Below are 22,435 nucleotides of genomic sequence, written 5' to 3'. Positions count from 1 at the left end.
CCTCAAGCGAACGGCATGACGCCGCGCCACCGAAAAGGAGAGAAACAATGACCACGCAATCCAAAGGCACTGCCCTCATCACCGGCGCTTCGACAGGCATTGGCGCTGTCTATGCCCACCGTCTTGCCAAGCGCGGCTATGACCTGATCCTCGTCGCCCGCAATCGCGATCGCCTTCAGGATCTGGCCTCTCGCCTGACTGCCGAAACCGGCCGGACCATCGAAGCCATCGCTGCCGACCTCAACGACAAGGCTGATCTTGCCCGCGTCGAGGAAGTTCTGCGCAGCGACGCCAGCATCACTTTGCTGGTCAACAATGCCGGCGTCGGCGGGACGGCACCGCTCCTCGGCTCTGATATCGACAAGATGGAGCAGATGATCAATCTCAACGTCGTGGCCCTGACCCGGCTCACCTACGCTGTCGTGCCTGGCCTCGTCGCTCGTGGCGGCGGCGCCATCATCAATATCGCCTCGATCGTCGCCGTTGCTCCCGAAATACTGAACGGGGTCTATGGCGGTTCCAAGGCCTTCGTTCTCGCCTTCAGCCAGTCGCTGAAGCATGAACTTGCCGACAAGAACATCAATATCCAGGCCGTTATGCCCGGCGCGACCGCCACCGATTTCTGGGGCATCGCCGGTACGCCGGTCGAGCATCTGCCAACCGAAATCGTCATGTCGGCCGAGGACATGGTGGATGCCGCCTTGGCGGGCTTCGATCAGGGCGAACTCGCGACCATTCCGGCCTTGCCGGACTATGCGCAATGGCAGGCCTATGAAAGCGCCCGTCAGGCGATGATGCCGAACCTTTCGCGCACCAAGCCGGCCGATCGCTATCATGTCGGTCCGGCCGCCTGAATAAAATAAGCTTATATTACAAACAATTCGGCGCCCGCAAATGCGGGCGCCTTCGCATTTGCGATATACCCAGTATTGCCCCTCAAAATCCGGAGTAGATAAGCCTGCTCTACATGATGGATTGCAGATTTCGATCGCAATTTGACTAAAACCGACACTAACCCACATTGACGTCTGGTAGCTGTTATAAAAAGTTGGTAGCCGTCGAAAAATCGGAGAGTGGCTGACGAGATAGTATTCGAGGGGGCGCCATCGAAGCGTGATCGGCGATCCATTGTGGGCAGGATGTGGGGCTTGCGACGATGCGTGGAATTCGACCCGACAACTATTTCCGCTTGAGCACACCTGCGTGTGCATTGAAAACCGCTTTGCTGAAAAGCGGGGTCAATCTGCACGCAAACGACTTGGAATGTCCCGGGCCGGATGGAGATCCGGAAAGAAGCCGCGAAATCGGTGTCATGCTGGGATTGCAACGCCAGGACCCGCCGATGGAGCGGGTGAGGATGATAGAGCGTTTCGTGCCCGTCATACCCTTTCCCTACGGCATGATCAGCCTTTTAATGTTGATGTTGGACGAAACCAAATATCCGATTGATGCAGGAGAGGATGCGCACCTCTATTTGCCGCGGCAGGCATTTGACGAGATCACCGACAAGCTGGGTGTCGATCGTATCACGGCACCGGCTCTCGGACCGGGTTCGGCAACCGGCGACACGGTAGTAGAAAATCTTCTGTCTTGCCTGATACCTGTCGTTGGAAAGCCCGACCGGATGAATTCCAGGTTTCTCGACTATATCGGCAAGGCCTTCAATACGCACCTGGTCCAGCGCTATGGCGGGATCAGCATTTCCCCGCTGGCGATCGTTGGCGGTCTTACGCCGTGGCAGCTGCGCCGCGCTCGCGACACGATCGATGCGCGGCTTGATCAGGAGGTTTCCCTGGCGCAGCTTGCCAGCGACTGCGGGCTTTCCACCAGCCATTTCGCCCGCGCCTTTGCCCGCAGCACCGGCACCCCGCCCCATCGCTGGCTGATGCAGCGCCGGGTCGATCGGGCCAAGGAACTGATGCTGACTGGCGCGCCGCTGGCTGAAATAGCCGTAATGTGCGGCTTCTCCGACCAGAGCCATCTTACCCGCGTCTTTTCGCAGACCACGGGCATGACACCCGGCCGGTGGCGCGAAACGCAGATCACGCAAACGCCGCGGATGGCTGCAGCCGTCGGGCAGGAAGCCGATCCGTGCTGACCAGCGGACAGGGCGCCCTTCTTCAGCGGCGATACAGCGTCAAAAATCCCCCGACGCTGATCTCGCATGTATCAGGCAGCAACCCCATCACCATCTCTCGCCTGCACGTAGATTCCCCGCAACTGACGTTGAAAGCCGTGCCGGGAGAAGCAGCCTACGCCCTGCCGCTCAACCATCTCGACTATTCCACCTTCAACGTGCGCATAGATTCAGCACGCACGCCGCAGCGCCACACGATCGGCAAGGGCACGATCTGCCTCTGGGATCTGACCGTACCGCCTGCAGCCTTCTTCGAGAACGGCTTCAACGCAACGCGCCTCTATCTGCCCTTCACTGCGCTGAAGCAGTTCGCAGAGGGCGTCGACGCGCGCCATATGTGGCTGAGGATGGACCCTGGAACCGACGATCCGATCGTCCGGCACCTGCTCGATTGCCTCGCGCCGGCCTTCAACGGAACGGAACATGCCAGCTCGCTCTTTGTCGATTACATAACGCTGGCCCTACAGACGCACCTGCTGCAGCACTATGGCAGCGGCATTACCGTCTCCTCGAAACGAGGCGGTCTCGCGGCCTGGCAGTTGCGCCGGGCACAGGAAGCCATCGCGGCAAATCTACGAGACGGCGTATCGATTGATGATCTGGCCCGCGATTGCGGTCTCTCGAACAGCCATTTCGCCCGCGCCTTCCGCCAATCGACCGGTAAGCCGCCGCATCGCTGGTTCACAGAACGCCGGGTCGATGCGGCAAAAGGGTTGCTGCTGAAATCGACGCTGACGATCCCTGAGATCGCCGCCGCCATCGGGTTTGCCAGCCAGAGCCACATGACCCGCATCTTCACCCGTTTTGTCGGGACAAGCCCCGCAGCCTGGCGAAGAGAACGCATGGGTGTCGCCTCCTTCGGACATGGCGAATAACCGGGAAAAACCTCCAGCAACAAAAAAGCGGGCGACCCTGAGGCCACCCGCGTTTCCGGACATTGCTGTCGGTTCAGAGAATTACTTGCGAACACCGTCCAGAAGATGCGGCAGGCTTTCAAGGCCTTCGCCGGCAAGTTCCGGCGGCAGCAGCTCTGCCGGCAGGTCCTGGTAGGACACCGGACGCAGGTACCGACGAATGGCGAGCGTGCCGACCGACGTCGTGCGGCTGTCCGAAGTTGCCGGGAACGGGCCGCCATGCACCATGGCATGGCTGACTTCCACACCCGTCGGCCAGCCATTGGCGAGGATGCGACCGACCTTGCGTTCCAGTACCGGAATGAGCTTGCGCGTATCGGCATAGTCGCCTGCATCGATATGCAGCGTTGCCGTCAGCTGGCCTTCCAGCTTCTCGGCAACCGCGATCATCTGGTCGACATCCTTGCAGCGCACCAGCAAGCTGCTAGCGCCGAAGACTTCGTTTCCGAGCTTCTCGTCGGCAAGGAAATGCGACGCATCGGTCTCGAAGAAGATTGCGGGGCTGCGGTTGACGCCTTCAGCCGGCAGACCCTTGCCCAGCGTCTTGACGGCTTCATGGCCGGCAAGTGCGGCAACACCCCTGTCATAGGCAGCATGGATGCCCGGCGTCAGCATCGGAGCCGGAGCGCTTTCGGAAATCGTGCCGGTCGCGCTGGCAACGAAGCGATCGAGATCGGGACCGTCGACCGCAAACATCAGGCCCGGATTGGTGCAGAACTGGCCGGCGCCCATGGTCAGCGAACCGACAAAGGCCTTGCCGAGCGCTTCGGCACGGGCAGCAAGGGCAGCCGGCATCAGGTAGACCGGGTTGATGCTGCTCATTTCAGCATAGACCGGGATCGGTTCCGGCCGGGCTGCTGCGATAGCAGCAAGCGCCATACCGCCGCCGCGCGAGCCGGTGAAGCCGACCGCCTTGATATTGTGATCGCGTACCAGAGCAGCACCCGTCTCATTGGCGCCGTTGAGCAGCGAGAACGTGCCCTCCGGAAGGCCGCAGGCGACGACCGCAGCGCGGATGGCGCGGCCGACGAGTTCACCCGTGCCGGGATGAGCGAGATGGCCCTTGACGACGACGGGGCAACCGGCGGCAAGCGCCGAAGCCGTGTCACCACCGGCAACAGAGAAGGCGAGCGGGAAATTGCTGGCGCCGAAGACGGCAACCGGCCCGAGCGGGATCTGGCGAAGGCGCAGGTCCGCCCGCGGCAGCGGCTTACGTTCCGGGAGTGCGGGATCGACGCGAAGATCGAGCCATTCGCCGGCGCGAACAACCTGGGCGAAAAGACGCAGCTGACCGACTGTGCGGGCACGTTCGCCTTCGAGACGTGCTACCGGCAGGCCGGTTTCTTCATTGCCGCGCTGGATCAGCGCATCGCCGATCTCCATGATATTGTTGGCAATCGTCTCCAGGAACGTTGCCCGCGCTTCGAGGCTGATGGAGCGATACGTATCGAAAGCCTGGCCAGCGAGCGCACAGGCGCGGGCGACATCGGCCTCGGTTGCGATGGCAAAGGCGGGTTCCAGATTGGCACCCGTGGAAGGATTGATAGCGCGGACGGAGCGATTGTCGCCGGAAGAATCAGCGCCGATCAGCAAGTCGCCGTTAATCGCAAAAGACTGTGTCATGGATATTCCCTGATTGTAGCAAGGGGCGAGCAATGCACCCTTCAAAACGAGATAGCAAGCCGAGATGACAGATATGAGATAATAAAGATGATAGTCATCATCTAAAAAATCAAGCTCGGCTGCCGGGTATTTGCGATACGGCATGGATGCCCCGAAATCCACCTTCGACACTCGACATCGGGGGACAATTGCGCGACCATGCCACCAATCGCGTGATCGAAGCATCACTTACAAGCCAAGGTAAGAGGAGCGCCACGATGGCGACAAAGGATTCCAGGTCGATGGAAAAATCAGAACACAAAGCCGGCAAGACAGCGTCCGAAAAGCCGAAGAAGGAACAGGACGACCTTCTGGAGGAGGCGCTTGAAGAGACCTTTCCGGCAAGCGACCCCATGTCCTCCATGCATTTCACGTCATCGAAAGACAAGAAGAAGAGCTGACGGTTTAGTCTGGCCAACGGAGCGGATGATGAGGTCGGGATGAAAAGTCACATCTGGATCAAACGTATCTACGATCCGGTTGACCCGTCCGACGGACAGCGCATCCTGGTCGATCGGCTATGGCCGCGCGGGGTGAGCAAGGACAAGGCGGCGCTGAGCCTGTGGCTAAAGGAGATCGCGCCAAGCACTGAGTTGCGCAAATGGTACGGACACCTTCCAGAGCGCGAGAAGGAATTTCGTCAGCGCTATAAAGCAGAGCTGGACGCCAATCCTGATGTCGTTCACCAGTTGCGGGAAATCGTGACGGCAGGACCGGTAACGCTGCTTTACTCCACCCATGATACCGCCAGAAACCACGCCATCGTCCTCGCAGATTATCTGCAGGCAACCGACCACAGATCTTGACGGCCTACCCCAACGATTACTCGGCTAAGCTTCCCTCGAGATGGGTTTTGAAGAGGCATCCTCTTGTCTCGGACAACTATCCGAGCGGATAGGAGACATTCGTTCCCGGTGCGCAGTATTTTAGCGCGGCGGCTTCACGCTTCCGAGCTCCTTGCCGGGGATGGAATTGAGGTCGACTTCATGTCAGTGTACCCGCCGTTCGACGGGGATCGCCCATGTCAGCTACAGGAAACGACCGACGTTGCCGTCTTCATTGCTAAAGATCTTTGCAGATCCTATTGCTCAGTTCTGCGTGCTGATCGTCGCGGGGACGCTGATCAGCCGCCTCATGCTTCGCCGCCGTCAGGCCGGGCGACTCATCGGGCAGACGGCCTTTTTCATCGCGCTCTCTGTGCTCCTGCTTTACAACGGCATCATTCCCTACGAGCCAAGCCCGGTCGAGGCGGATATAGCGCGCAAGATTTTCGTCGGCTTCGCCAAGATAGTGTGGTGGGTCAACGGGGCCTGGGTTCTCGTCGCCTTCGTGCGCATTTTCCTCATCTTGGAACGCAAACCGCGCGAAGGCCGCCTTGTCCAGGATCTGGTCGTCGGAATTATCTATCTCGGCGCCACTCTGTCGATCGTCTCGAACGTCTTCAGCGTACCAATCGGAACGCTGATCGCAACATCAGGTGTCTTCGCCATCATCCTCGGTCTGGCGCTGCAGAGCACTCTGAACGACGTCTTCTCAGGTATCGCCCTCAATCTTAACCGCCCCTATACCGTCGGCGACTGGGTCGTGCTCGATGATGATATCCAGGGCCGGATCGTGGAGACCAACTGGCGCTCGACGCATCTTTTGAACGGCACGAACGATCTCGTGGTCATCCCCAATAGCGCACTGGCCAAGGCAAGGCTGACAAATCTTAGCAGTCCCGATGAGAGTCACGGGCTGATGATCAGCGTGAGGATCGTGCCAACCGTGGTCCCTCGCGTCATCACCGATTTGATGCGCAATGTGCTTTTGAGCAGCAACTCCATTCTCAAATTTCCCGAGCCGACGGTCATGATCGACTCGATCGACGGGCAGGCGATCCATCTGACCCTTTCATGCCGCATCAAGGACATTTCCATGACCACGGCGGCGAAGAACGAGATATACGATCTCATTTATCGCCACACGAAATCATCCAGCCTCAGACTCGCCGACCCCGTCGGCTCGGTCAGCGCAATAACTCAGGAACAACAAGCAGATGGGAGCGTGGCACAACACCCGGGCACGCCATGGCGGCTGCTTAGCAACGTCCCGCTCTTTTCGTCACTCACAGAAGACGAAAAGGAAACGCTGGCAAACAACATGACGCGTCGGACCTTCCATAAGGACAGCGTCATTGCGGAGCAGGAGGATCGGCTGAAATCCTTGATGATCGTGCGCACAGGCGTGGTCATCGTCAGCCGCCGCGAAGGTGTCCGCCAGATCGAGCTGGGACGTCTCGCCCCAGGCGACTATTTCGGCGAAGGCGGCGTTCTGATGGGCGCGGGCGAGGTCGGCACCTTGCGAGCACTGACCTTCGTCGTCATCTACGAGATCAGCGAAGCCTGCCTGGCACCGCTCATTCGCGACCGGCCTTCGATTGCCGAAGAACTGGGATTGATCATGTCTCGTCGCATCGACGCCGAGCGGCATCTCTTTGCCGATAGCGACATACTGACCAATGGAGCCCACCCCGGTTCGCTTACCTCGCGCATCCGCCACCTCTTCCAGCTTCAGCACGATTGATTGGAGCGGCGCTCACTCCGATTGAGGCGGAGGAGATGCGGCATTCGAAGTGTAGAAAGCCTTCACATCATCCGAAAATGCGGCGCGCGAACTCGGCCGCGTGTAGAACATGTGGCCGCCGCGATAAAGCTTCAGCTCGACACGACCGGCAGCCTCCGGCGGCAGGTGATCGAGCACGTATCGATTGATCCCAAAAGGGATGACCAGATCGCTGTAGCCTTGCGCCACCAGCAGCCGGAACGACGGAACCAGCGCAAGCTGCTGCCTGATATCGTCGGTCCCGCTCGCCTCCGAGCGACCGCCCCCGCCACGGCCTCCCCAGTTCCAGTGTCCATTCACATCGCCGGAAAGCAGCGTGTAGGTCATTGCGGTCTTGAAGACGAGTTCATCATGCGCATAGCTCGCAAAGGCCCCGCCATAGGCCCGCACGAAACCATCAAGGATCGGATCGTCACCCCGATCGGAAGCACTTTCCGGATAGGGGTCCGGCGCGATGAAAGAGGCATCATAGGGGCTGACGACCTTGCTGCCGCCGTCGACCGAGTTCTTGACATAGGCATTGCCGATAAAACCCCGGGCCTTTCCGACAACGTCGACCGGAATGCCCGTCAGCTCCGACACCCTGCCGTAGAAGGCTTCCGCTGCATCACCCGTCGGCGGGGCGCCGGCAAGCGTCGTCAGATAGTCGCCGAGCGCGAATTTCTCCGCATCCTGGATGGCCTCTTCGCTGAAGACATTGCGGCGTTCGAGATCGGCCGCCGCCAGCGACGGCAGCTGCAGCGCCGCGCCAAGCGCGAACCGGTCACCACCAAAGACCAGCGATCCCTCGATCAGCGGCGACAGCATGACGATGCCGGAAACAAGGATGCCTTGCTGTTCGCGCAAGGACGACGCGACCTTCGCCGAACGGAGGCCGCCATAGCTTTCGCCGAGGATATATTTCGGCGACGAAGCTCGTCCATTGTTGGCGACATAGAGCGCGATGGCCTTGGCAAGACTGTCGGCGTCGGCGCGCACGCTATAGAAATTGGAAGCATCATCCGGCTTGATCGTGCGGCTCCAGCCGGTACCGATCGGATCGATCAGGACGAGATCCGTGAATTGCAGCCAGCTATTCGGGTTGTCGACCAGCTTGGCCTGCGCGCCATCCCGTCCGCTCGGCCCAAAATCGAGCACGCGCGGGCCGACGAGGCCGAGATTGAGGAAGGCGGAGGCCGCTCCGGGGCCACCATTGAAGACGAAGGTCACCGGCCTGTCGGGACTGCGGTTCTTCGCGACATAGGCGGTATAGAAGATGGCCGCCGTCTTTTCCCCGTCCTGCCCGTAGAGGTCAAGCGTACCGGCGGTCGCCGTGTAGGGAATGGTCTTGTCGCCGATGTTGAGCACATGATCGCTGACAGCGTCCGGCGGCAGCAAGGACAGAACGCCGCTATTGCCTGCTGCTCCTCCACCCCTCCCCTGGCCCGATTGCTGGGCGATTGCCGGCGCTGAGACGGCGACAACAGAAAGAACGATCGTCAAGGCCTTGGCGAAGCTACGAAGAAACACAGGCACATCCTCCATCGGCCCCGGTCCGGGACCATGATTGCGCGATAGTAAGCGCAACCACCATAGTGAGAGAATTCAACAGATATTGATCGAGCGGATCAGGTGAGCGGCTGCATGCCTTCGATGACAGTCGGAATGAGTTCCGAGACGGTCGGATGGATATGGACAGCGCGCTTCAGCGTCTCTGTCGTCGCCTTCGCATAGATGGCGTCGATGAGCGCATGGACGGCCTCGTCACCACCGGTTCCCAATAGGGAAGCGCCAAGGATTTCGCCTGTTTCTGCATCTGCCAGGATCTTCATGAAGCCCAGCGTTTCGCCCTTCTCTACCGCCCGGCCGACCTTGGTCATCGGTCGGGTGCCGATGAGCGCCTTTCGCCCGGATCGCCGCACCTCCGCTTCCGTCATGCCCACCCGGCCGAGCGGCGGGTCGATATAGAGCGCATAGGCCGGATGACGGTCGCTGATGCGCCTATCGCCGCCATCGATCAGATTGGCGGCGGCAATTTCGAAATCATTGTAGGAGGTGTGGGTGAACGCGCCTCTGCCGTTGCAGTCGCCGAGCGCCCAGATTCCGGGCACATTCGTCTGCAATTTGTCGTCGACCTTGATGTATCCGCGCTCATCGGTCTCGACGCCCGCCTTGTCCAGACCGAGATCGTCGGTATTGGGCCGCCGGCCCACCGCGAGAAGCACATGCGAACCGACGACCGAGGCGTTGCCCTCACCGCCGATCAGCACGGCAATGTCCTTGCCACGCCGTTCGAAGCCGATGCAACCGGCACCGACGTGAATATCGATATCCTCACGCCGCAGGATGTCGTGCACCGCCTCGGAGACGTCACTATCCTCTTTCGAGATAAGCCGGGCGTTTCGTTCGACGACAGTCACCTTCGCGCCGAAGCGACGGAACATCTGCCCGAATTCCAGGCCGATATAGCTGCCGCCGATAACGACGAGATGTTCGGGAATGGTATCGAGAGCGAGGATCGAGCTGTTCGTGAGATAGGGAACATCCTCGATCCCGGGCATGTCAGGGATAGTGGCGCGGCCGCCGACATTCAGAAAGATCTGATCCGCCGTCAGCCTCTGCCCGTCGACCTCGATTTCGTGAGGGGAAGCAAAGGATGCGTGGCCAAATATGACCGTGCAGTTCTTCATTCCCTCGAACCAACTTTCAAGACCGTGGCGGGCATCGAGGGTAACCTTGTCCTTGCGCGCCTTGACCTTCTTCATGTCGATGCCGATATCGCCGCCGATCGTCACGCCGTAGTCCGAGGCGCGCCGGGCGAGATGGGCGGCATAAGCGCTGGCAACCATGGTCTTCGTCGGCATGCAGCCGACGTTGACGCAGGTTCCGCCAAGGAATTTTCGTTCGACGAGCGCAACCGTCTTGCCGGCAGCGGCAAGACGGGCAGCCAGGAAAGGACCTGACTGCCCTGCACCTATAACGATCGCATCGAATTTGCTGCTCATCCGCGAGCCCCCTTGATGGCCGGCATCAAATCGCGGATGCCGGCGTTGGTCTCAAAGGCCGGTTCAGGACTTGCGTGTTGCCTCGAAGAGGAACCATGCCCGACGCTCCGCAAGATCGGTCCAGGTATCGACGATCCCGCTGGTCGCATTGTCCTTGGCTTCGTCGGCCAGTTCCTTGACCTTACGAAATCCTTCGACGAGATGCAGATTGTCCTCGCGCAATTCCGCGAGCATCGCTTCCGGCGCGACAAACTCCGCGTCATTGTCGCGAATGCTCTGGCGGCGGGAAATATCTTTGATCGAGCGCAGCGTGGTGCTGCCGATCTTGCGGACGCGTTCTGCGATATCGTCCGTCGTGCCAAGGATTTCGGCGCCCTGGTCGTCCAGCATCAGATGATAGTCACGGAAATGCGGTCCGGAGATATGCCAGTGAAAATTCTTGGTCTTGAGGTAAAGGGCAAAGCTGTCCGCGAGAACGGCGTTGAGGGCATCGGCCACTTTCGACCGGTCGTTGCGGCGCAAATCCGTCGGCGTGGCCAAATCCGGGGCGGGCGAATTGTCTTTGCTCATGTCCATCCATCCTTATCAAGGACCGCTGATGCGGCCGTTTCCAAAACGTTCAAAATCACAAAACGATGTCCCGAGGATGAAGCTTGGAGGAACTTGCTGTTCCTGCCGAATCCTTGGGTGAACCCCAAATGCATATAGGCGCGGTCTTGTGCCCGGCCAGCTTGTCGGACACGATTCTGAAGGTCTTCGGACGTTGCGAAGAGAAATTTTATGACAGCGTCCAATCCCGGTTACTGCGAAATCTGATCGGCTGCATCGAAAACACGGGCGGAATAGACAAGCGCAGCACCAGCATTCACCGAAATCGCAACGCCCAGTGCTTCGGCAATCTCTTCCCGCGTCGCGCCGTTCTTCAGGGCTTCGGTCGTGTGAACAACGATACAACCGTCACAACGCAGCGACACGGCGACACCGAGCGCGATCAGCTCACGCTGCTTCGCGTCCAGATGGTTCGTCTTCTGCCCGGCCGACGACAGCGCCTGGTAGCCCTTGACGGTGTCAGGTGCGACCTTAGCGATCTCGCCGATACGACCGAAAAGCTGTGTTCGGTATTCCTTCCAGTTCAACATGACTTTCTCCTTTGCTACCGGCGCGGCGTGATTGCCGCTGCAGTTGAAAAGGAATATGACCGTCATCGATGATTTTTTGAATGCTCTAAAACCTCAAATAATAGCGCGATCGTCTCATGGATATCTTAAGCCGCCTCATCGACCTGTCGCGTCTGCAGCCGGCACTGGACATCAGGTGCCAGCTGCAGGGCGCCTTCGTCATCGGTCACGAACAGGCAGAGAAGGGCACGCTGCCCTTTCATCTTGTTCTCGGGGGAGACTGCCTGATCCGTACGGGGAAAGGCCTCGAGGTCCGGATGCGCTCCGGCGATTTCCTGTTGTTTCCGCGTGGAGAGGCCCACGCGATTATCGGGACCCATCCCAAGGCTGAGACCCGGCCCCTTAAGGTCACGCAAGAAGGGATGCTACCGCTGCGAACAAACGGCGAAGGCGAGCCGGATGTCGACCTGATATGCGGCCATTTCAACCATGCGTGGGGCTCGTCGACGCTGTTGCTCGACACCTTGCCCGATGTCTTCCATGTTTCCCTGATCGAGGAGCAGTCGGAAGAGACGCTGAGGACGCTCGTCGGATTGCTTCGCCAGGAAGCCATGGTCGAGCAACCCGGAGCGTTGGCGATCGTGACGGCAATGTGCCTCGCGCTTTTCACCATGGCGCTTCGCGCCAGCGGCACATCGCCCCTGGAAGCACCCGGCTTGTTGGCATTATTGGCAAACCAGCGGCTGGTGCGATCGATCAAATCGGTGATCGCATCACCCGCGCATCCATGGACGCTGAGCGAGCTTGCCGGAATTGCCGCCATGTCGCGTGCGACCTATGCCCGCCAGTTCCAGGAATGCGCCGGCATGACTGTCGGCGCCTTCTTGACCGATCTGCGCATGAGCCTTGCGAGCAGTCTCCTGCTGCAAAGCCAGCGCACGACGGCCGATATCGCAGCCGAGGTCGGCTATCAATCCGAAGCCGCCTTCGGCAAGGCCTTCAAGGCAAGCAAGGGCGTGACGCCGGGGCGCTTCAGGCAGCAAGCCCAGTAGACTCAAACGTTGGTGATCGGACCTCTTATGTCGCCGTCCGCATCTGCTGCTTGATATCGTCGGCGAGCGGATGCAACGTCTCGGCCGGCATCGGGCCGACGAGGCTGTAACCCATTCCGTCGGCCGCCCAGGTCCAACCGGGCATGTTTCCTTCCGAATTCACGGTCATCGGCATGTTCTGATCGGCAACCATTGGCCTTGTCAGCATGACGAGGCGCGTCCCACGATCATTGTCGTACATCAGCATCAGCCCAGCGCCAGCCGAAGTGGAGAGGATGCGCCCGCCCATCAACCGATAGCCCGACTTGGAAAGATCGGGCAGCACTGGCTTGTGTCCCAGGCGTTGCGTCGCCCAATCGACAAGTTCCGGCATGTCGTCTGCCCGCAATTCGACCGGCCTCATTTGATCGGAAGCATAGACGCTATAGCTATTGGAGGCCTCGTGAGCGAGCATGCCCATGCCCTGCCCTGCGGGCTGGTAAGCGCCACGCATGAACCAGCCCCCGGATCCGCCGGCAACAAGCAATACGGTCGCGGCGGCCGCCATGCCCCAGGCCGGAAGCCGGCGCGATCGCCGGCCGGCAATCATATGGGCAAGATTGAGATGGGTCGGCACCGGCTCATCTACGATCGGATCGAATATGGCGCGAAGGTTCAGGCGCTGATCGGCATAGCTTTTGACTCGCGCCGAAACATCGGGATGCGCCTCGATATAGGTCGCGATCTCAGCCTTCCGGGCATCGTCAAGCGCGCCGTCGACAAAAGCCTGCAGATCGTCCTCGGTGATCGGTCTCACACTCATTTCACTCTCCGCAGATGCGCTCCGGACGTTTGCGCCGCCCCTGCGGCGCCTTCCAATATCAAACGAAGCCGCTCCCGGGCTCGCGACAGTCTCGACATCACGGTTCCGATCGGAATGGCCAGCACCTCGGCCACTTCCGCATAGGACAGATCTTCGACCGAAACCAGCAGCAACACGCTGCGCTGATCCTCCGGCAATTGATCGAGCGCATGAAGAATATCCTTGCGCAGAAGCGCATCCTCCTGCGTCGCCCTGACGGCGAAAGATGCCTCGTCGACCGTATCGAACGGCAGGTGTTCGCCACGCCTGGTCTTCTGCCGCAAGCGATTGATGGCAAGGTTATGGAGAATGGCGAAAACCCAGGTGCGAGGATCGTCGTTGCGGCGGCGATGCCAATGGCTCACGACCCGTTCCAGACAATCCTGGACAAGGTCATCCGCTGCAACAGTGTCTTTCATCAATCCGCGGGCATAGCGTCGCAAGGCTGGAATCAGCGGTTCGACAAGCTGCAGAATGTCGCTCATGGCGTATTCGCCTCCCCGAGCATCGGCCCGCCATTCCATATCATGAATGGCGGGCCGAGCGGATACTACTTTGCCTGCACCTGTACGATATCGCCCGGTCCCTTGTCTCCGCCATCAGCGACGACGAGGTAGCGGCGTTCGGCCTTGACGTTGCTCTGGACAATCTGGCGGATCGGGCCGACGGCATTGACGATGGCCGAACCTGCCGGATTGGTCATGAAGGAGGAGAGTGGCTCGAGCGTGCCGCTGCCATCCGCGTGGGTGGAAAGCGCCAGAACATAAGGCATCTTGGGCTCAAGGCCTGTGACGGAAGCCTGCAGGACCTGCGTGAGGCCCTGGTCGAACAGCGTAACGCTGGTCGGAACCTTGGCATCCTTCTGTTTTACGGAGACGAGCTGGAGATGCGCTGCCTGGCTGGAGGCGCCGAGAGGCTGCAGGTTCTGCATGCCGTCTCCCTCAGGTACGGCGTTAGGAACATAGGCGACGGCCTGCGGTGCCTGGCCGATCGGGATGTTGGCTATCACCTTGTTGGTCAGCGTATCGATCACGGCGAAGGCATCGGCGTTCTCAAGCCCGACATAAACGCGCGTACCGTCGCCTGATGGCCAGACGCCATGCGGCAGATTGCCGACGGGGATGGTCGCGACCTGCTCGAACGTATCGGTGCGGAAGACCTTGATCTCGTTCAGCCCGCCAACCGTGATGTAGGCAAATGTTCCGTTGGCATTGTGGACGAGGTTGACGTGATTGGTGATCGGCCCGGTATCGAGCGTCTTGATGAGATCGAAGGGCGCCTGCGCATTGAAGACCTGCGCCTTGCCCGTATCCTTCAAGGTGAACCAGACCTGCTTGCCATCGGGAGAGGCGGCGATGTTCGGGCAGAAAGGGCTGTCCTGCTTCACATGCCCGACGATCTGGTGATCGGCGACCGAGACGACGACGGTATCGGGATTGAAGGACGAGCAGATGTAACCGTATTTGCCGTCAGGCGAAAAGATCTGCATTCCCGGTCCGGCAGGCACCTTGATTTGCTGCTTTTCCTCAAACGTATGCGCGTCGATGACGGAGAGATAGTCCTCGCCGCGCACCGTCACCCAGACCTCGTTGCCATCAGGCGTATAGAATGCCTCGTGGGGCGAGCGGCCGACATAGGTCGTGTGTTTGACGGCATTGGTTTCGGTATCGATGAAGGTAACGGAATTGGAGCCGATCGACACAACGGCGAGCGTCTTGTGGTCAGGCGAGAAGCCCATGCCGTGAACGAGCACCTGGCCCTTGTAGAGCGGGCTCAGGTTGCCGGGCTGCGGATCACCGAGGCGAATGACGCCCAGAAGCTTGTTGTCGACGGGATCGCTGACGGAAACGGTGTTGGAAAACTGCTCGGCCGCATAGACGCGATCCTTGTGGCTGACGGGAATATCCGGATCGGCAGCAGCGCCCGGCGCCTGTCCGGCAAATGCGGCGATCGGCGCCAGCATCGTGCCTGCAAGAAAGCTGAGGGTCAGAAGGGTACGCTTCATCATCGGGTCCTTTTTACTTGCCCATTTTCATATTCCGATCCATGCCCTGCATGGCGGACATCCCGGCACCTGTCGAAGCCGGAGATTGCGGAGCGACCTGCGTCGGCGCAGGCGTGGACGGCGGCAGCGGATCGCCAAGCGCCAACCGCATGGCAGCGATTTCCTGCTGTTGGTCGACGATGATTTCCTGGGCGATGCGCTTCAGCTGCTCGTTCTTGCCGTAGCGCAGATAAGCCTGGGCCATGTCGATCGCACCCTGATGGTGTGGGATCATCATCTCGACGAAATCGCGGTCGACATCGCCGGTCGGCTTGGCTGCCATGCCGTCCATCATCGCCGTCATCGCCGCATCGTTCTCGCTGAGATAGGGCTGCTCGGCCTGTAGCGCCGACTGGTCGGCGGTCGCCGTCGCCTGCTGGGCAAAGGAGGGTGTTGCGCCTGCAAAAGATGTGAGGAGAAGTGCGGCGAGGAGATGTCTCCCGCCGTTTGATCGTCTAACCATGCCGAACTCCATGAAGTTTGGTTTCAGCTAGGTAGACAGCGCAGCCGGCGAATTATTCCGCACGCCAATCGTTTTTATGACGGGGCCGGTCCATGGACTGGATTGCGCTGGTCGTGCAGCATGGTGGATTATGTCGTAGACAGGCTCTGGTCACAGACTTCCTATCCTTAAAATCCGTTTTCAATTCCAATCGGGGTCGCATGCAATGGCAGAGTTTCCGCAAAAGGCGAAGGTAGTCATCATCGGGTTGGGCGGGATCGTCGGCGCCTCCATTGCCCACCATCTCATCGAACGCGGATGGGACGATATCGTCGGCATCGACAAATCAGGCATCCCGACCGACATCGGCTCGACGGCGCATGCCTCCGACTTCTGCTACACGACCAGCCACGATTATCTCTCGGTCTGGACGACGCAATATTCGATCGATTTCTACGAGAAGATGGGCCACTACGCCCGCATCGGCGGTCTGGAAGTGGCGCGATCAGGCGACGATACCTGGATGGAAGAGATCAAGCGCAAGGTGACCTCGGCCAAGGCCTTCGGCACGCGCGCTCACCTCGTAACACCTTCCGAGATCAAAGCGATGTTCCCGCTGATCGAGGAAGACCAGGTACAGGGCGGCATGTTCGACCCCGATGCCGGTCTCGTCATTCCGCGCTCGCAGACGGTTGCCGGCAAGCTCGTCGATGCCGCCGAGAAGTCGGGCAAGCTGCAGATGTTCGGCAATACGCCGGCGCAGTCGCTGATCGTTGAAAACGGCCGTATCAAGGGCGTCGTCACCCATCGCGGCACCATCATGGCCGACCATGTCGTCGTCTGCGCCGGCATCTGGGGTCGCCTCATCGCTGAAATGGTCGGCGAGGACCTGCCGGTCATGCCGGTCGACCATCCGCTCACCTTCTTCGGTCCGTATAACGAATTCGAAGGCACCGGCAAGGAGATCGGCTTCCCGCTGCTGCGCGACCAGGGCAACTCCGCCTATATGCGCGACACCGGCGACCCGAAGACAACAGAAGGCGGCCAGATCGAGTGGGGCTATTACGAAACCACCAATCCACGCCTCTGCCATCCGCGCGACATTCTCGAAAAGCACGAGGCGCGCCTCTCGCCCTCGCAGCGCGATCTCGACATGGAGCAGATCATCGAGCCGCTCGAGCGCGCCATGGAGTTGACCCCGATCCTGGGCGAACTCGGCTATAACGAAGGCCATTCCTTCAACGGTCTGCTGCAGGTGTCGGCCGCCGGCGGCCCGTCCTGCGGCGAGAGCCAGAAGGTTCGCGGCCTCTGGTACTGCGTAGCGATCTGGGTCAAGGACGGGCCGGGCTACGGCAAGCTGATCGCCGACTGGATGACCGACGGTCGCACCGAGATCGACCACAATTCGATCGACTATTCCCGCTTCTACCCGCACCAACTGGAAGAGAAGTTCATCGAAGGCCGCACCTTCGAAGCGGCGCAGAAGATCTACTTCCCGGCCGTGCACACGCGCGAGCCCTATGGCACCGGCCGCAACGTCAAGCGTTCGCCCTTCTACGAACGCGAGAAGGAACTCGGCGGCCATTTCATGGAACTCGGCGGCTGGGAGCGTGCGCATGGCTACAAGGCCAACGAGCACCTGCTGGAGAAATACGGCAATCGCGTCCCGGTGCGCGAGAATGAATGGGACAGCCGCCATTTCTGGCGCGTGTCGAATGCCGAGCACCTGGCGATGAGCGAGGATTGCGGCATCGTCAATCTCAGCCATTTCCATATGGTCGACATCGAAGGGCCGGACCATGTCGAGCTGCTGGAATGGCTCTGCGCCGCCAAGATCGGCGGTGATGCCAACATCGGCAAGGGCATCTACACGCACTTCCTCGACGACGAGGGCATGGTCCGCGCCGACTTCACCGTCTTCCGCATGGCCGACCGCTGCCGCCTCGTCAACGGCGCCGATGCCGGCCCGCGCGACTTCCACTACATGAAGCGTGTCTCGGAAGATCGCGGCCTTGATGTCACGATCACTGACGTCTCGGAAAAGTTCATCACAATCGGCATCTGGGGTCCGAATGCCCGCGAAGCTCTGAAGAAGGTTGTCGCCGACCCCGCCGGCCTGGACCAGGAAAACTTCGCATTCGCGGCGATCAAGCCGATCGAGATCGCAGGCAAGACGGTCACCGCGTTCCGCATTTCCTATGTCGGCGAGCAGGGCTGGGAACTGCACATGAAATACGAGGACGGCCTGGCCGTCTGGGATGCGCTGCGGGCTACCGGCATCATGGCCTTCGGCGTCGAGACCTATGCGAATTCGCGCCGCATGGAGAAGAGCCTGCGTCTGCAAAACGCCGATCTCCTGACGCAGTACAATCTGATCGAAAGCGATCTGGCGCGTCCGAAGGTCAAGGACGCCGATTTCCGCGGCAAGGCGAAACATCTCGAATACAAGGCACGGGATCACCAGCCGGCGATGCTCTGCACGCTCGTCATGACCGATAATGTCGACTCCAAGGGTGTAGCCCGCTATCCGGTCGGCTCGATGCCCGTTCTCGACCCCGATACCGGCAAGACGCTGGTCGATGAACTCGGCCGCGTCTCCTACACGACCTCGGTCGCCTTCGGCCCGACGCTCGGCAAGAACATCGCGCTCGCCTATCTGCCCTGGGACTATTGCCAGGTCGGCCGCAAGCTCAATGTCGAGTATTTCGCGGAGAAATATCCGGTCGAAGTTGCAGCCGTGGGATACAAGCCGCTCTACGACCCAGAAAATCTGAAGCCGAGGACCTGAGCGACAGCTTTCTGCAGCAAGCCGGATCCGAAATCCACCAATCGAAAGCCCATCTGCTCACAAACGAGCAGGTGGGCTTTTTGCTAGGCATCACATCGCTGCCGCCCAATCCGCCGTCCATTTCTGGACGAGATGGTCCGCGGAAACGCTCAAGTATTCCCGGACCGGAGGGACATAGTCCATGGCGCGAATGGGGTTCTTGATCTCATCGGTCGACACCGGACGGCTAAGCCCATGACGGGACGGATCGGGCAATGGCACGGCGGCGAGAAGACGCTTGGTGTAAGGATGCTGCGGGTTGCCAAAAACCTCCTCGCGCGTCCCGATCTCGACGATCTCGCCGAGATACATCACGGCGACACGGTGGCTGACGCGTTCGACGACTGCCATATCGTGCGAGATGAAGAGATAGGCTAGCCCGAAGCTTTCCTGCAGCTCCATCAGAAGATTGATCACCTGCGCCTTGACCGAGACATCGAGCGCCGAAACGCTTTCGTCGGCGACGATGATTTTCGGAGAGAGCGCCAGAGCACGCGCAATGCAGATGCGCTGGCGCTGACCGCCGGAGAACTGGTGCGGCAAGCGCTTCGCCATCGAGGGCGAGAGCCCTACCCTTTCCAGGAGATCCGCGACCTTGCGCTCGGCCTCCGCCCGCGTGCCGAGCTTGTGGGTGAGAAATGGTTCGGCAATCGCCTGCCCGATCGTCCGTCGCGGACTGAGGCTCGCAAAAGGATCCTGGAAAATCATCTGGATATGGCGGCGCGCCTCACGCAAGCGCGCAGCGGACATGGTCGTAACCTCCTGCCCGTCGATCTTGACGGAGCCCGCCTTCGGCTCGATCAGACGCATGATCGCCCGCCCGGTCGTCGACTTTCCACAACCGGATTCGCCAACCAGCGACAATGTCTCTCCGGCGCGCAGGTCGAAGGAAACATTCTCGACCGCATGGATGCGGTTGCGGACCTTGCCGAACAAGCCGGTACGGATATCAAATCGAGCCGTTAGGCACTGAACTTCCAGCAGCGGCCGTTCCTGCGTGCTGACGGTGCTGGCGCCGCTTTCGGCCTCCCGGCCCAATCCCGTCTTCGGATCGATGGTCGGGAAGCGCAGCGGTTGCGACTGGCCACGCATCGAGCCCAGCCGCGGCACGGCGTTGAGCAGGGCGCGCGTATAGGGATGCGTCGCGTGGTTGAAGATGTGTTCGGTCGTACCGGTTTCCACGGCTTCGCCCTTGAGCATGACGACGGTGCGTTCGGCGATTTCGGCAACGACGCCCATATCATGGGTGATGAAGATCACCCCCATGTTCTCTTCATTCTGCAATTGCTTGATGAGATTGAGGATCTGCGACTGGATCGTCACATCAAGCGCGGTCGTCGGCTCGTCTGCGATCAAGACCTTCGGTTTGCACGCCAGCGCCATCGCGATCATCGCGCGCTGGCGCATGCCGCCGGAGAAATTGTGCGGATAGTCATTGTAGCGGCTGCGCGCCGCCGGGATTTGCACCCGCTCGAGCAGCCGGATCGCCTCGGCCTCTGCCTCCCCGCCGGAGAGCGATTTGTGGATGGCCAGGGCCTCGACGATCTGCTGGCCGATCGTGAAGAGCGGGTTGAGGCTCGTCATCGCCTCCTGGAAGATCATCGCGATTTCGTTGCCGCGTATGGATTGCATCTGGGCTTCAGGCAGTTGCAGGATCTCCCTGCCCGACAGAACAACCGAGCCCTCGACCTTGGCCTTCTCCTCCGACAGCAGTCGCATGATGGAAAAGGCGGTCACGCTCTTGCCCGATCCGGATTCGCCGACTACGGCAAGCGTCTCGCCCGGCGCGACATCGAAGGAAACGCCCTTGACGACGGGAAGCCAGCCGTCGCCGGAGCGAAACGACGTCCTGAGATCGCGAACGGACAATACGGGTCGGCGATCGGAACCCGCAGCGTGCGTCTCGTCGCTATGGTCCAAAGTGCTGGGTTTGATCATGCTCACGGAGCCTCCTCTGCTCTGCGGCGTCATTTCTGAAAATCCGGCCGGGCGTCTACTCCGCCGCCTCCGGATCGAGAACGTCGCGCACCGCATCGCCGATCACGTTGAAACACAGGACAACGATGGTGACGGCAAGGCCGGCGCCGATGATCGGCCACGGCGAGCCGAAGACATTGCCAAGACCATCGCGGATGATATTGCCCCAGCTCGCCGCCGGCGGCTGTGTGCCGATGCCGAGGAAACTCAAAGCGGCTTCGAGGCGGATCGCGGACGCGATCCAAAGCGTCAGCAAAAGGACAATCGACGCCGAAATGTTCGGAACGACATGCCGGACAATGATAACGGGCGTGCGCACCCCGATCGCCATGGCAGCTTCGATATAGGGCTCCTGCTTGACCGAAAGCGTCGAAGCGCGTGCCACGCGGGCAAAGCCGGGAACGAAGGCGATCGTCAGCACCGCCACGACATTCCAGAACCCGCCACCGAGTGCAGCAGCGATGATGATCGCCAGAAGCAGTTCCGGAAATGCCATGAGGATATCGATGATGCGGGATATGATACGGTCGCTGATGCCGCCGAAATAGCCGGCGGTCACGCCGAGCGTCGTCCCGATGATGGCGGCAAGGACCGGCGCTATCAGTCCGAAGATCAGCGAGTTTCGCGATCCATAGATGAGGCGGGAGAGAACGTCGCGGCCGAATTGGTCCGTTCCCAGCCAGTGCGCCACCGACGGATAGGCGCTGATATCGAGATAGCTCTGCTTCAATGGATCATAGGGGGCAATCGTCGGCGCCAGCGCGGCGACAATGACGAAGATCGCGATGATCACGGCAGCGATTACCGTCGAAAAGCGGGTGAGGAAGACGCGTTTCAGGATCTGCAGAACGCTGGAATCGAGCGAAACGACAGGAGATGTTTCGGTCACAGCCATCATTTCCCCCGAATGCGCGGATCGACGAGCACATAGGCGATATCGACCAGAAAATTCACAAGAACAACCGAGAGCGCGAAGATCACGACGCCTCCCTGGATCAGCGGATAGTCGCGCTCGGAGATCGCATTGATCAGCATCGCGCCGATGCCCGGCCGATTGAACACCAGCTCGACGGCCACCGAGCCGGAAAATGTGGCGAGCACGCTGAGGCCGAGCCCGGTGATAACGGGCAGTAACGCATTTCTGAGACCATGCTTGTAGACAATTGCATGTCGAGAGGCGCCCTTGGCGCGCGCGGTCCGGATATAATCCTTCGACAGAACCTCCAGCAACGAGGTGCGCGTCAGCCGCCCGAGAAAAGCGATCTTGACCATGGCGAGGGTCACGGCCGGCAGAACCAGGTGATAGAGCCCGTCGACGAAACCATCGCCGCCGCCATTGATCGGGAACCAGCCGAGATTGAGCGCGAACGCAATGAGAAGCAGAGCTCCGAGATAGAAATCGGGAATGGCGTATCCGACAAGCGAGAAGATGCGCATGCCTGTGTCGGGCCAGCGATTGCGGCGAACCGCGGCAATGACCCCGAAAGGCAGCCCCAGCAGCGTGCCGATGATGGTCGCAGCCAGCGTCAGCTCGATCGTGTAGGGCAGGTTCTCGCCGATGGTCTGCAGGACAGGCTGATGCGAGATCAGCGACGTCCCGAAATCGAAGCGCGCGACATTCCAAAGAAAGACCAGATATTGCTGCCAGAGCGGCGCGTCGAGGCCGGTCTGCTGCCGGAACAACGCGAGCTGTTCCGGCGTGGCATAGTCGCCAAGGGCGACGACCGCGGGATCGCCCGGCAGAATTCTCAGCGCGACGAAGACAAGGGTCAGGACAAGCAGGACCGTCGGGATAGCGTCGAGCAGCTTCGCTGATATGATGCCGGGCATTGT

At 60.4% G+C, this 22,435-nt stretch carries 20 protein-coding genes; 8 read left to right on the top strand and 12 right to left on the bottom strand.

Annotated elements, in window-relative coordinates; all coding sequences use genetic code 11:
* Positions 1-47 precede the first annotated feature (47 nt).
* From EV561_RS23690 to EV561_RS23680, 3 genes are all read left to right on the top strand, one after another.
* Positions 48-854: an SDR family oxidoreductase gene (locus EV561_RS23690; RefSeq protein WP_132525062.1), complete on the top strand. Its 807-nt coding sequence runs from the start codon at positions 48-50 to the stop codon at positions 852-854.
* Between the two features lie 458 nt (positions 855-1,312).
* On the top strand, positions 1,313-2,098 hold the full coding sequence (locus EV561_RS23685) for an AraC family transcriptional regulator (RefSeq protein ID WP_245512872.1): 786 nt from the start codon (positions 1,313-1,315) through the stop codon (positions 2,096-2,098).
* Positions 2,092-3,012 carry an AraC family transcriptional regulator gene (locus tag EV561_RS23680; protein ID WP_132525058.1) on the top strand — a complete coding sequence of 307 codons (921 nt, stop codon included), beginning with the start codon at positions 2,092-2,094 and terminating at the stop codon, positions 3,010-3,012. The genes EV561_RS23685 and EV561_RS23680 overlap by 7 nt, the downstream gene beginning before the upstream one ends.
* A gap of 81 nt (positions 3,013-3,093) precedes the next feature.
* Here EV561_RS23680 and EV561_RS23675 read toward each other — a convergent pair whose 3' ends face one another.
* Entirely contained in the window at positions 3,094-4,674 is a 1,581-nt protein-coding gene (locus EV561_RS23675) for an aldehyde dehydrogenase (NADP(+)) (protein WP_132525056.1), read from the bottom strand.
* Between the two features lie 281 nt (positions 4,675-4,955).
* Here EV561_RS23675 and EV561_RS37285 point away from each other — a divergent pair, with 281 nt between their 5' ends.
* The 3 genes from EV561_RS37285 to EV561_RS23665 all read left to right on the top strand — a co-directional run bounded on the left by EV561_RS37285 (position 4,956) and on the right by EV561_RS23665 (position 7,278).
* Positions 4,956-5,114, top strand: coding sequence for a hypothetical protein (locus tag EV561_RS37285; protein ID WP_165927892.1), 159 nt, complete (start codon positions 4,956-4,958; stop codon positions 5,112-5,114).
* 39 nt (positions 5,115-5,153) lie between these two features.
* Complete coding sequence (locus EV561_RS23670) at positions 5,154-5,519, top strand: DUF488 domain-containing protein (protein WP_132525054.1); 366 nt, start codon at positions 5,154-5,156, stop codon at positions 5,517-5,519.
* 241 nt (positions 5,520-5,760) lie between these two features.
* The gene (locus tag EV561_RS23665) at positions 5,761-7,278 is read left to right on the top strand and encodes a mechanosensitive ion channel family protein (protein ID WP_245512870.1); all 1,518 of its coding nucleotides are present in this window, start codon (positions 5,761-5,763) and stop codon (positions 7,276-7,278) included.
* A gap of 12 nt (positions 7,279-7,290) precedes the next feature.
* Here the strand turns inward: EV561_RS23665 and EV561_RS23660 are convergent, their stop codons facing one another.
* From EV561_RS23660 to EV561_RS23645, 4 genes are all read right to left on the bottom strand, one after another.
* On the bottom strand, positions 7,291-8,826 hold the full coding sequence (locus EV561_RS23660) for a carboxypeptidase (RefSeq protein WP_245512867.1): 1,536 nt from the start codon (positions 8,824-8,826) through the stop codon (positions 7,291-7,293).
* 98 nt (positions 8,827-8,924) lie between these two features.
* On the bottom strand, positions 8,925-10,301 hold the full coding sequence (locus tag EV561_RS23655; protein WP_132525048.1) for an FAD-containing oxidoreductase: 1,377 nt from the start codon (positions 10,299-10,301) through the stop codon (positions 8,925-8,927).
* Positions 10,302-10,364: 63 nt separating this feature from the next.
* Positions 10,365-10,877 (bottom strand): DNA starvation/stationary phase protection protein, encoded by a 513-nt coding sequence (locus tag EV561_RS23650; protein WP_207910580.1) that lies wholly within the window; start codon positions 10,875-10,877, stop codon positions 10,365-10,367.
* A 224-nt stretch (positions 10,878-11,101) separates the two neighbouring features.
* A complete protein-coding gene (locus EV561_RS23645) occupies positions 11,102-11,440 on the bottom strand; it encodes a carboxymuconolactone decarboxylase family protein (RefSeq protein WP_132525044.1) in 339 nt (112 codons plus the stop codon).
* Positions 11,441-11,556: 116 nt separating this feature from the next.
* On the opposite strand from EV561_RS23645, the gene EV561_RS23640 reads away from it, so the two are divergent.
* On the top strand, positions 11,557-12,471 hold the full coding sequence (locus tag EV561_RS23640) for an AraC family transcriptional regulator (protein WP_132525042.1): 915 nt from the start codon (positions 11,557-11,559) through the stop codon (positions 12,469-12,471).
* A gap of 25 nt (positions 12,472-12,496) precedes the next feature.
* Here the strand turns inward: EV561_RS23640 and EV561_RS23635 are convergent, their stop codons facing one another.
* The 4 genes from EV561_RS23635 to EV561_RS23620 all read right to left on the bottom strand — a co-directional run bounded on the left by EV561_RS23635 (position 12,497) and on the right by EV561_RS23620 (position 15,819).
* Positions 12,497-13,273 (bottom strand): anti-sigma factor, encoded by a 777-nt coding sequence (locus EV561_RS23635; protein ID WP_132525040.1) that lies wholly within the window; start codon positions 13,271-13,273, stop codon positions 12,497-12,499.
* A complete protein-coding gene (locus EV561_RS23630) occupies positions 13,270-13,797 on the bottom strand; it encodes an RNA polymerase sigma factor (RefSeq protein WP_132525038.1) in 528 nt (175 codons plus the stop codon). The genes EV561_RS23635 and EV561_RS23630 overlap by 4 nt, the downstream gene beginning before the upstream one ends.
* A gap of 65 nt (positions 13,798-13,862) precedes the next feature.
* The gene (locus EV561_RS23625) at positions 13,863-15,317 is read right to left on the bottom strand and encodes a YncE family protein (RefSeq protein WP_132525316.1); all 1,455 of its coding nucleotides are present in this window, start codon (positions 15,315-15,317) and stop codon (positions 13,863-13,865) included.
* Positions 15,318-15,330: 13 nt separating this feature from the next.
* Positions 15,331-15,819 carry a DUF305 domain-containing protein gene (locus EV561_RS23620; protein ID WP_132525036.1) on the bottom strand — a complete coding sequence of 163 codons (489 nt, stop codon included), beginning with the start codon at positions 15,817-15,819 and terminating at the stop codon, positions 15,331-15,333.
* 205 nt (positions 15,820-16,024) lie between these two features.
* Between EV561_RS23620 and EV561_RS23615 the strand changes: the two genes are divergently transcribed.
* On the top strand, positions 16,025-18,586 hold the full coding sequence (locus tag EV561_RS23615; protein WP_132525034.1) for an FAD-dependent oxidoreductase: 2,562 nt from the start codon (positions 16,025-16,027) through the stop codon (positions 18,584-18,586).
* 90 nt (positions 18,587-18,676) lie between these two features.
* Here EV561_RS23615 and EV561_RS23610 read toward each other — a convergent pair whose 3' ends face one another.
* Genes EV561_RS23610 through EV561_RS23600 form a run of 3 tightly spaced genes read right to left on the bottom strand, consistent with a single transcriptional unit; the run spans position 18,677 to position 22,432 of the window.
* Positions 18,677-20,563, bottom strand: a complete 1,887-nt coding sequence (locus EV561_RS23610; protein ID WP_132525314.1) for an ABC transporter ATP-binding protein — start codon at positions 20,561-20,563, stop codon at positions 18,677-18,679.
* 55 nt (positions 20,564-20,618) lie between these two features.
* Positions 20,619-21,491 (bottom strand): ABC transporter permease, encoded by an 873-nt coding sequence (locus tag EV561_RS23605; protein WP_207910579.1) that lies wholly within the window; start codon positions 21,489-21,491, stop codon positions 20,619-20,621.
* A gap of 5 nt (positions 21,492-21,496) precedes the next feature.
* A complete protein-coding gene (locus EV561_RS23600; protein WP_132525030.1) occupies positions 21,497-22,432 on the bottom strand; it encodes an ABC transporter permease in 936 nt (311 codons plus the stop codon).
* Positions 22,433-22,435: the final 3 nt, after the last annotated feature.

Origin of the sequence: Rhizobium sp. BK376 (genome assembly GCF_004341625.1) — a bacterium.
In the GTDB taxonomy this organism is placed as follows: domain Bacteria; phylum Pseudomonadota; class Alphaproteobacteria; order Rhizobiales; family Rhizobiaceae; genus Rhizobium.
This window is presented reverse-complemented; position numbering and strand designations above follow the sequence as displayed.

Bases quoted from the DNA above. Each gene is read 5' to 3' on its own strand.
- EV561_RS23600 (WP_132525030.1), bottom strand. From the start codon at position 22,432: ATGCCCGGCATCATATCAGCGAAGCTGCTCGACGCTATCCCGACGGTC.
- EV561_RS23615 (WP_132525034.1), top strand. From the start codon at position 16,025: ATGGCAGAGTTTCCGCAAAAGGCGAAGGTAGTCATCATCGGGTTGGGC.
- EV561_RS23635 (WP_132525040.1), bottom strand. From the start codon at position 13,273: ATGAGTGTGAGACCGATCACCGAGGACGATCTGCAGGCTTTTGTCGAC.
- EV561_RS23610 (WP_132525314.1), bottom strand. From the start codon at position 20,563: ATGATCAAACCCAGCACTTTGGACCATAGCGACGAGACGCACGCTGCG.
- EV561_RS23685 (WP_245512872.1), top strand. From the start codon at position 1,313: ATGCTGGGATTGCAACGCCAGGACCCGCCGATGGAGCGGGTGAGGATG.
- EV561_RS23650 (WP_207910580.1), bottom strand. From the start codon at position 10,877: ATGGACATGAGCAAAGACAATTCGCCCGCCCCGGATTTGGCCACGCCG.
- EV561_RS23670 (WP_132525054.1), top strand. From the start codon at position 5,154: ATGAAAAGTCACATCTGGATCAAACGTATCTACGATCCGGTTGACCCG.
- EV561_RS23655 (WP_132525048.1), bottom strand. From the start codon at position 10,301: ATGAGCAGCAAATTCGATGCGATCGTTATAGGTGCAGGGCAGTCAGGT.
- EV561_RS23625 (WP_132525316.1), bottom strand. From the start codon at position 15,317: ATGAAGCGTACCCTTCTGACCCTCAGCTTTCTTGCAGGCACGATGCTG.
- EV561_RS37285 (WP_165927892.1), top strand. From the start codon at position 4,956: ATGGAAAAATCAGAACACAAAGCCGGCAAGACAGCGTCCGAAAAGCCG.
- EV561_RS23675 (WP_132525056.1), bottom strand. From the start codon at position 4,674: ATGACACAGTCTTTTGCGATTAACGGCGACTTGCTGATCGGCGCTGAT.
- EV561_RS23640 (WP_132525042.1), top strand. From the start codon at position 11,557: ATGGATATCTTAAGCCGCCTCATCGACCTGTCGCGTCTGCAGCCGGCA.
- EV561_RS23645 (WP_132525044.1), bottom strand. From the start codon at position 11,440: ATGTTGAACTGGAAGGAATACCGAACACAGCTTTTCGGTCGTATCGGC.
- EV561_RS23690 (WP_132525062.1), top strand. From the start codon at position 48: ATGACCACGCAATCCAAAGGCACTGCCCTCATCACCGGCGCTTCGACA.
- EV561_RS23630 (WP_132525038.1), bottom strand. From the start codon at position 13,797: ATGAGCGACATTCTGCAGCTTGTCGAACCGCTGATTCCAGCCTTGCGA.
- EV561_RS23620 (WP_132525036.1), bottom strand. From the start codon at position 15,819: ATGGTTAGACGATCAAACGGCGGGAGACATCTCCTCGCCGCACTTCTC.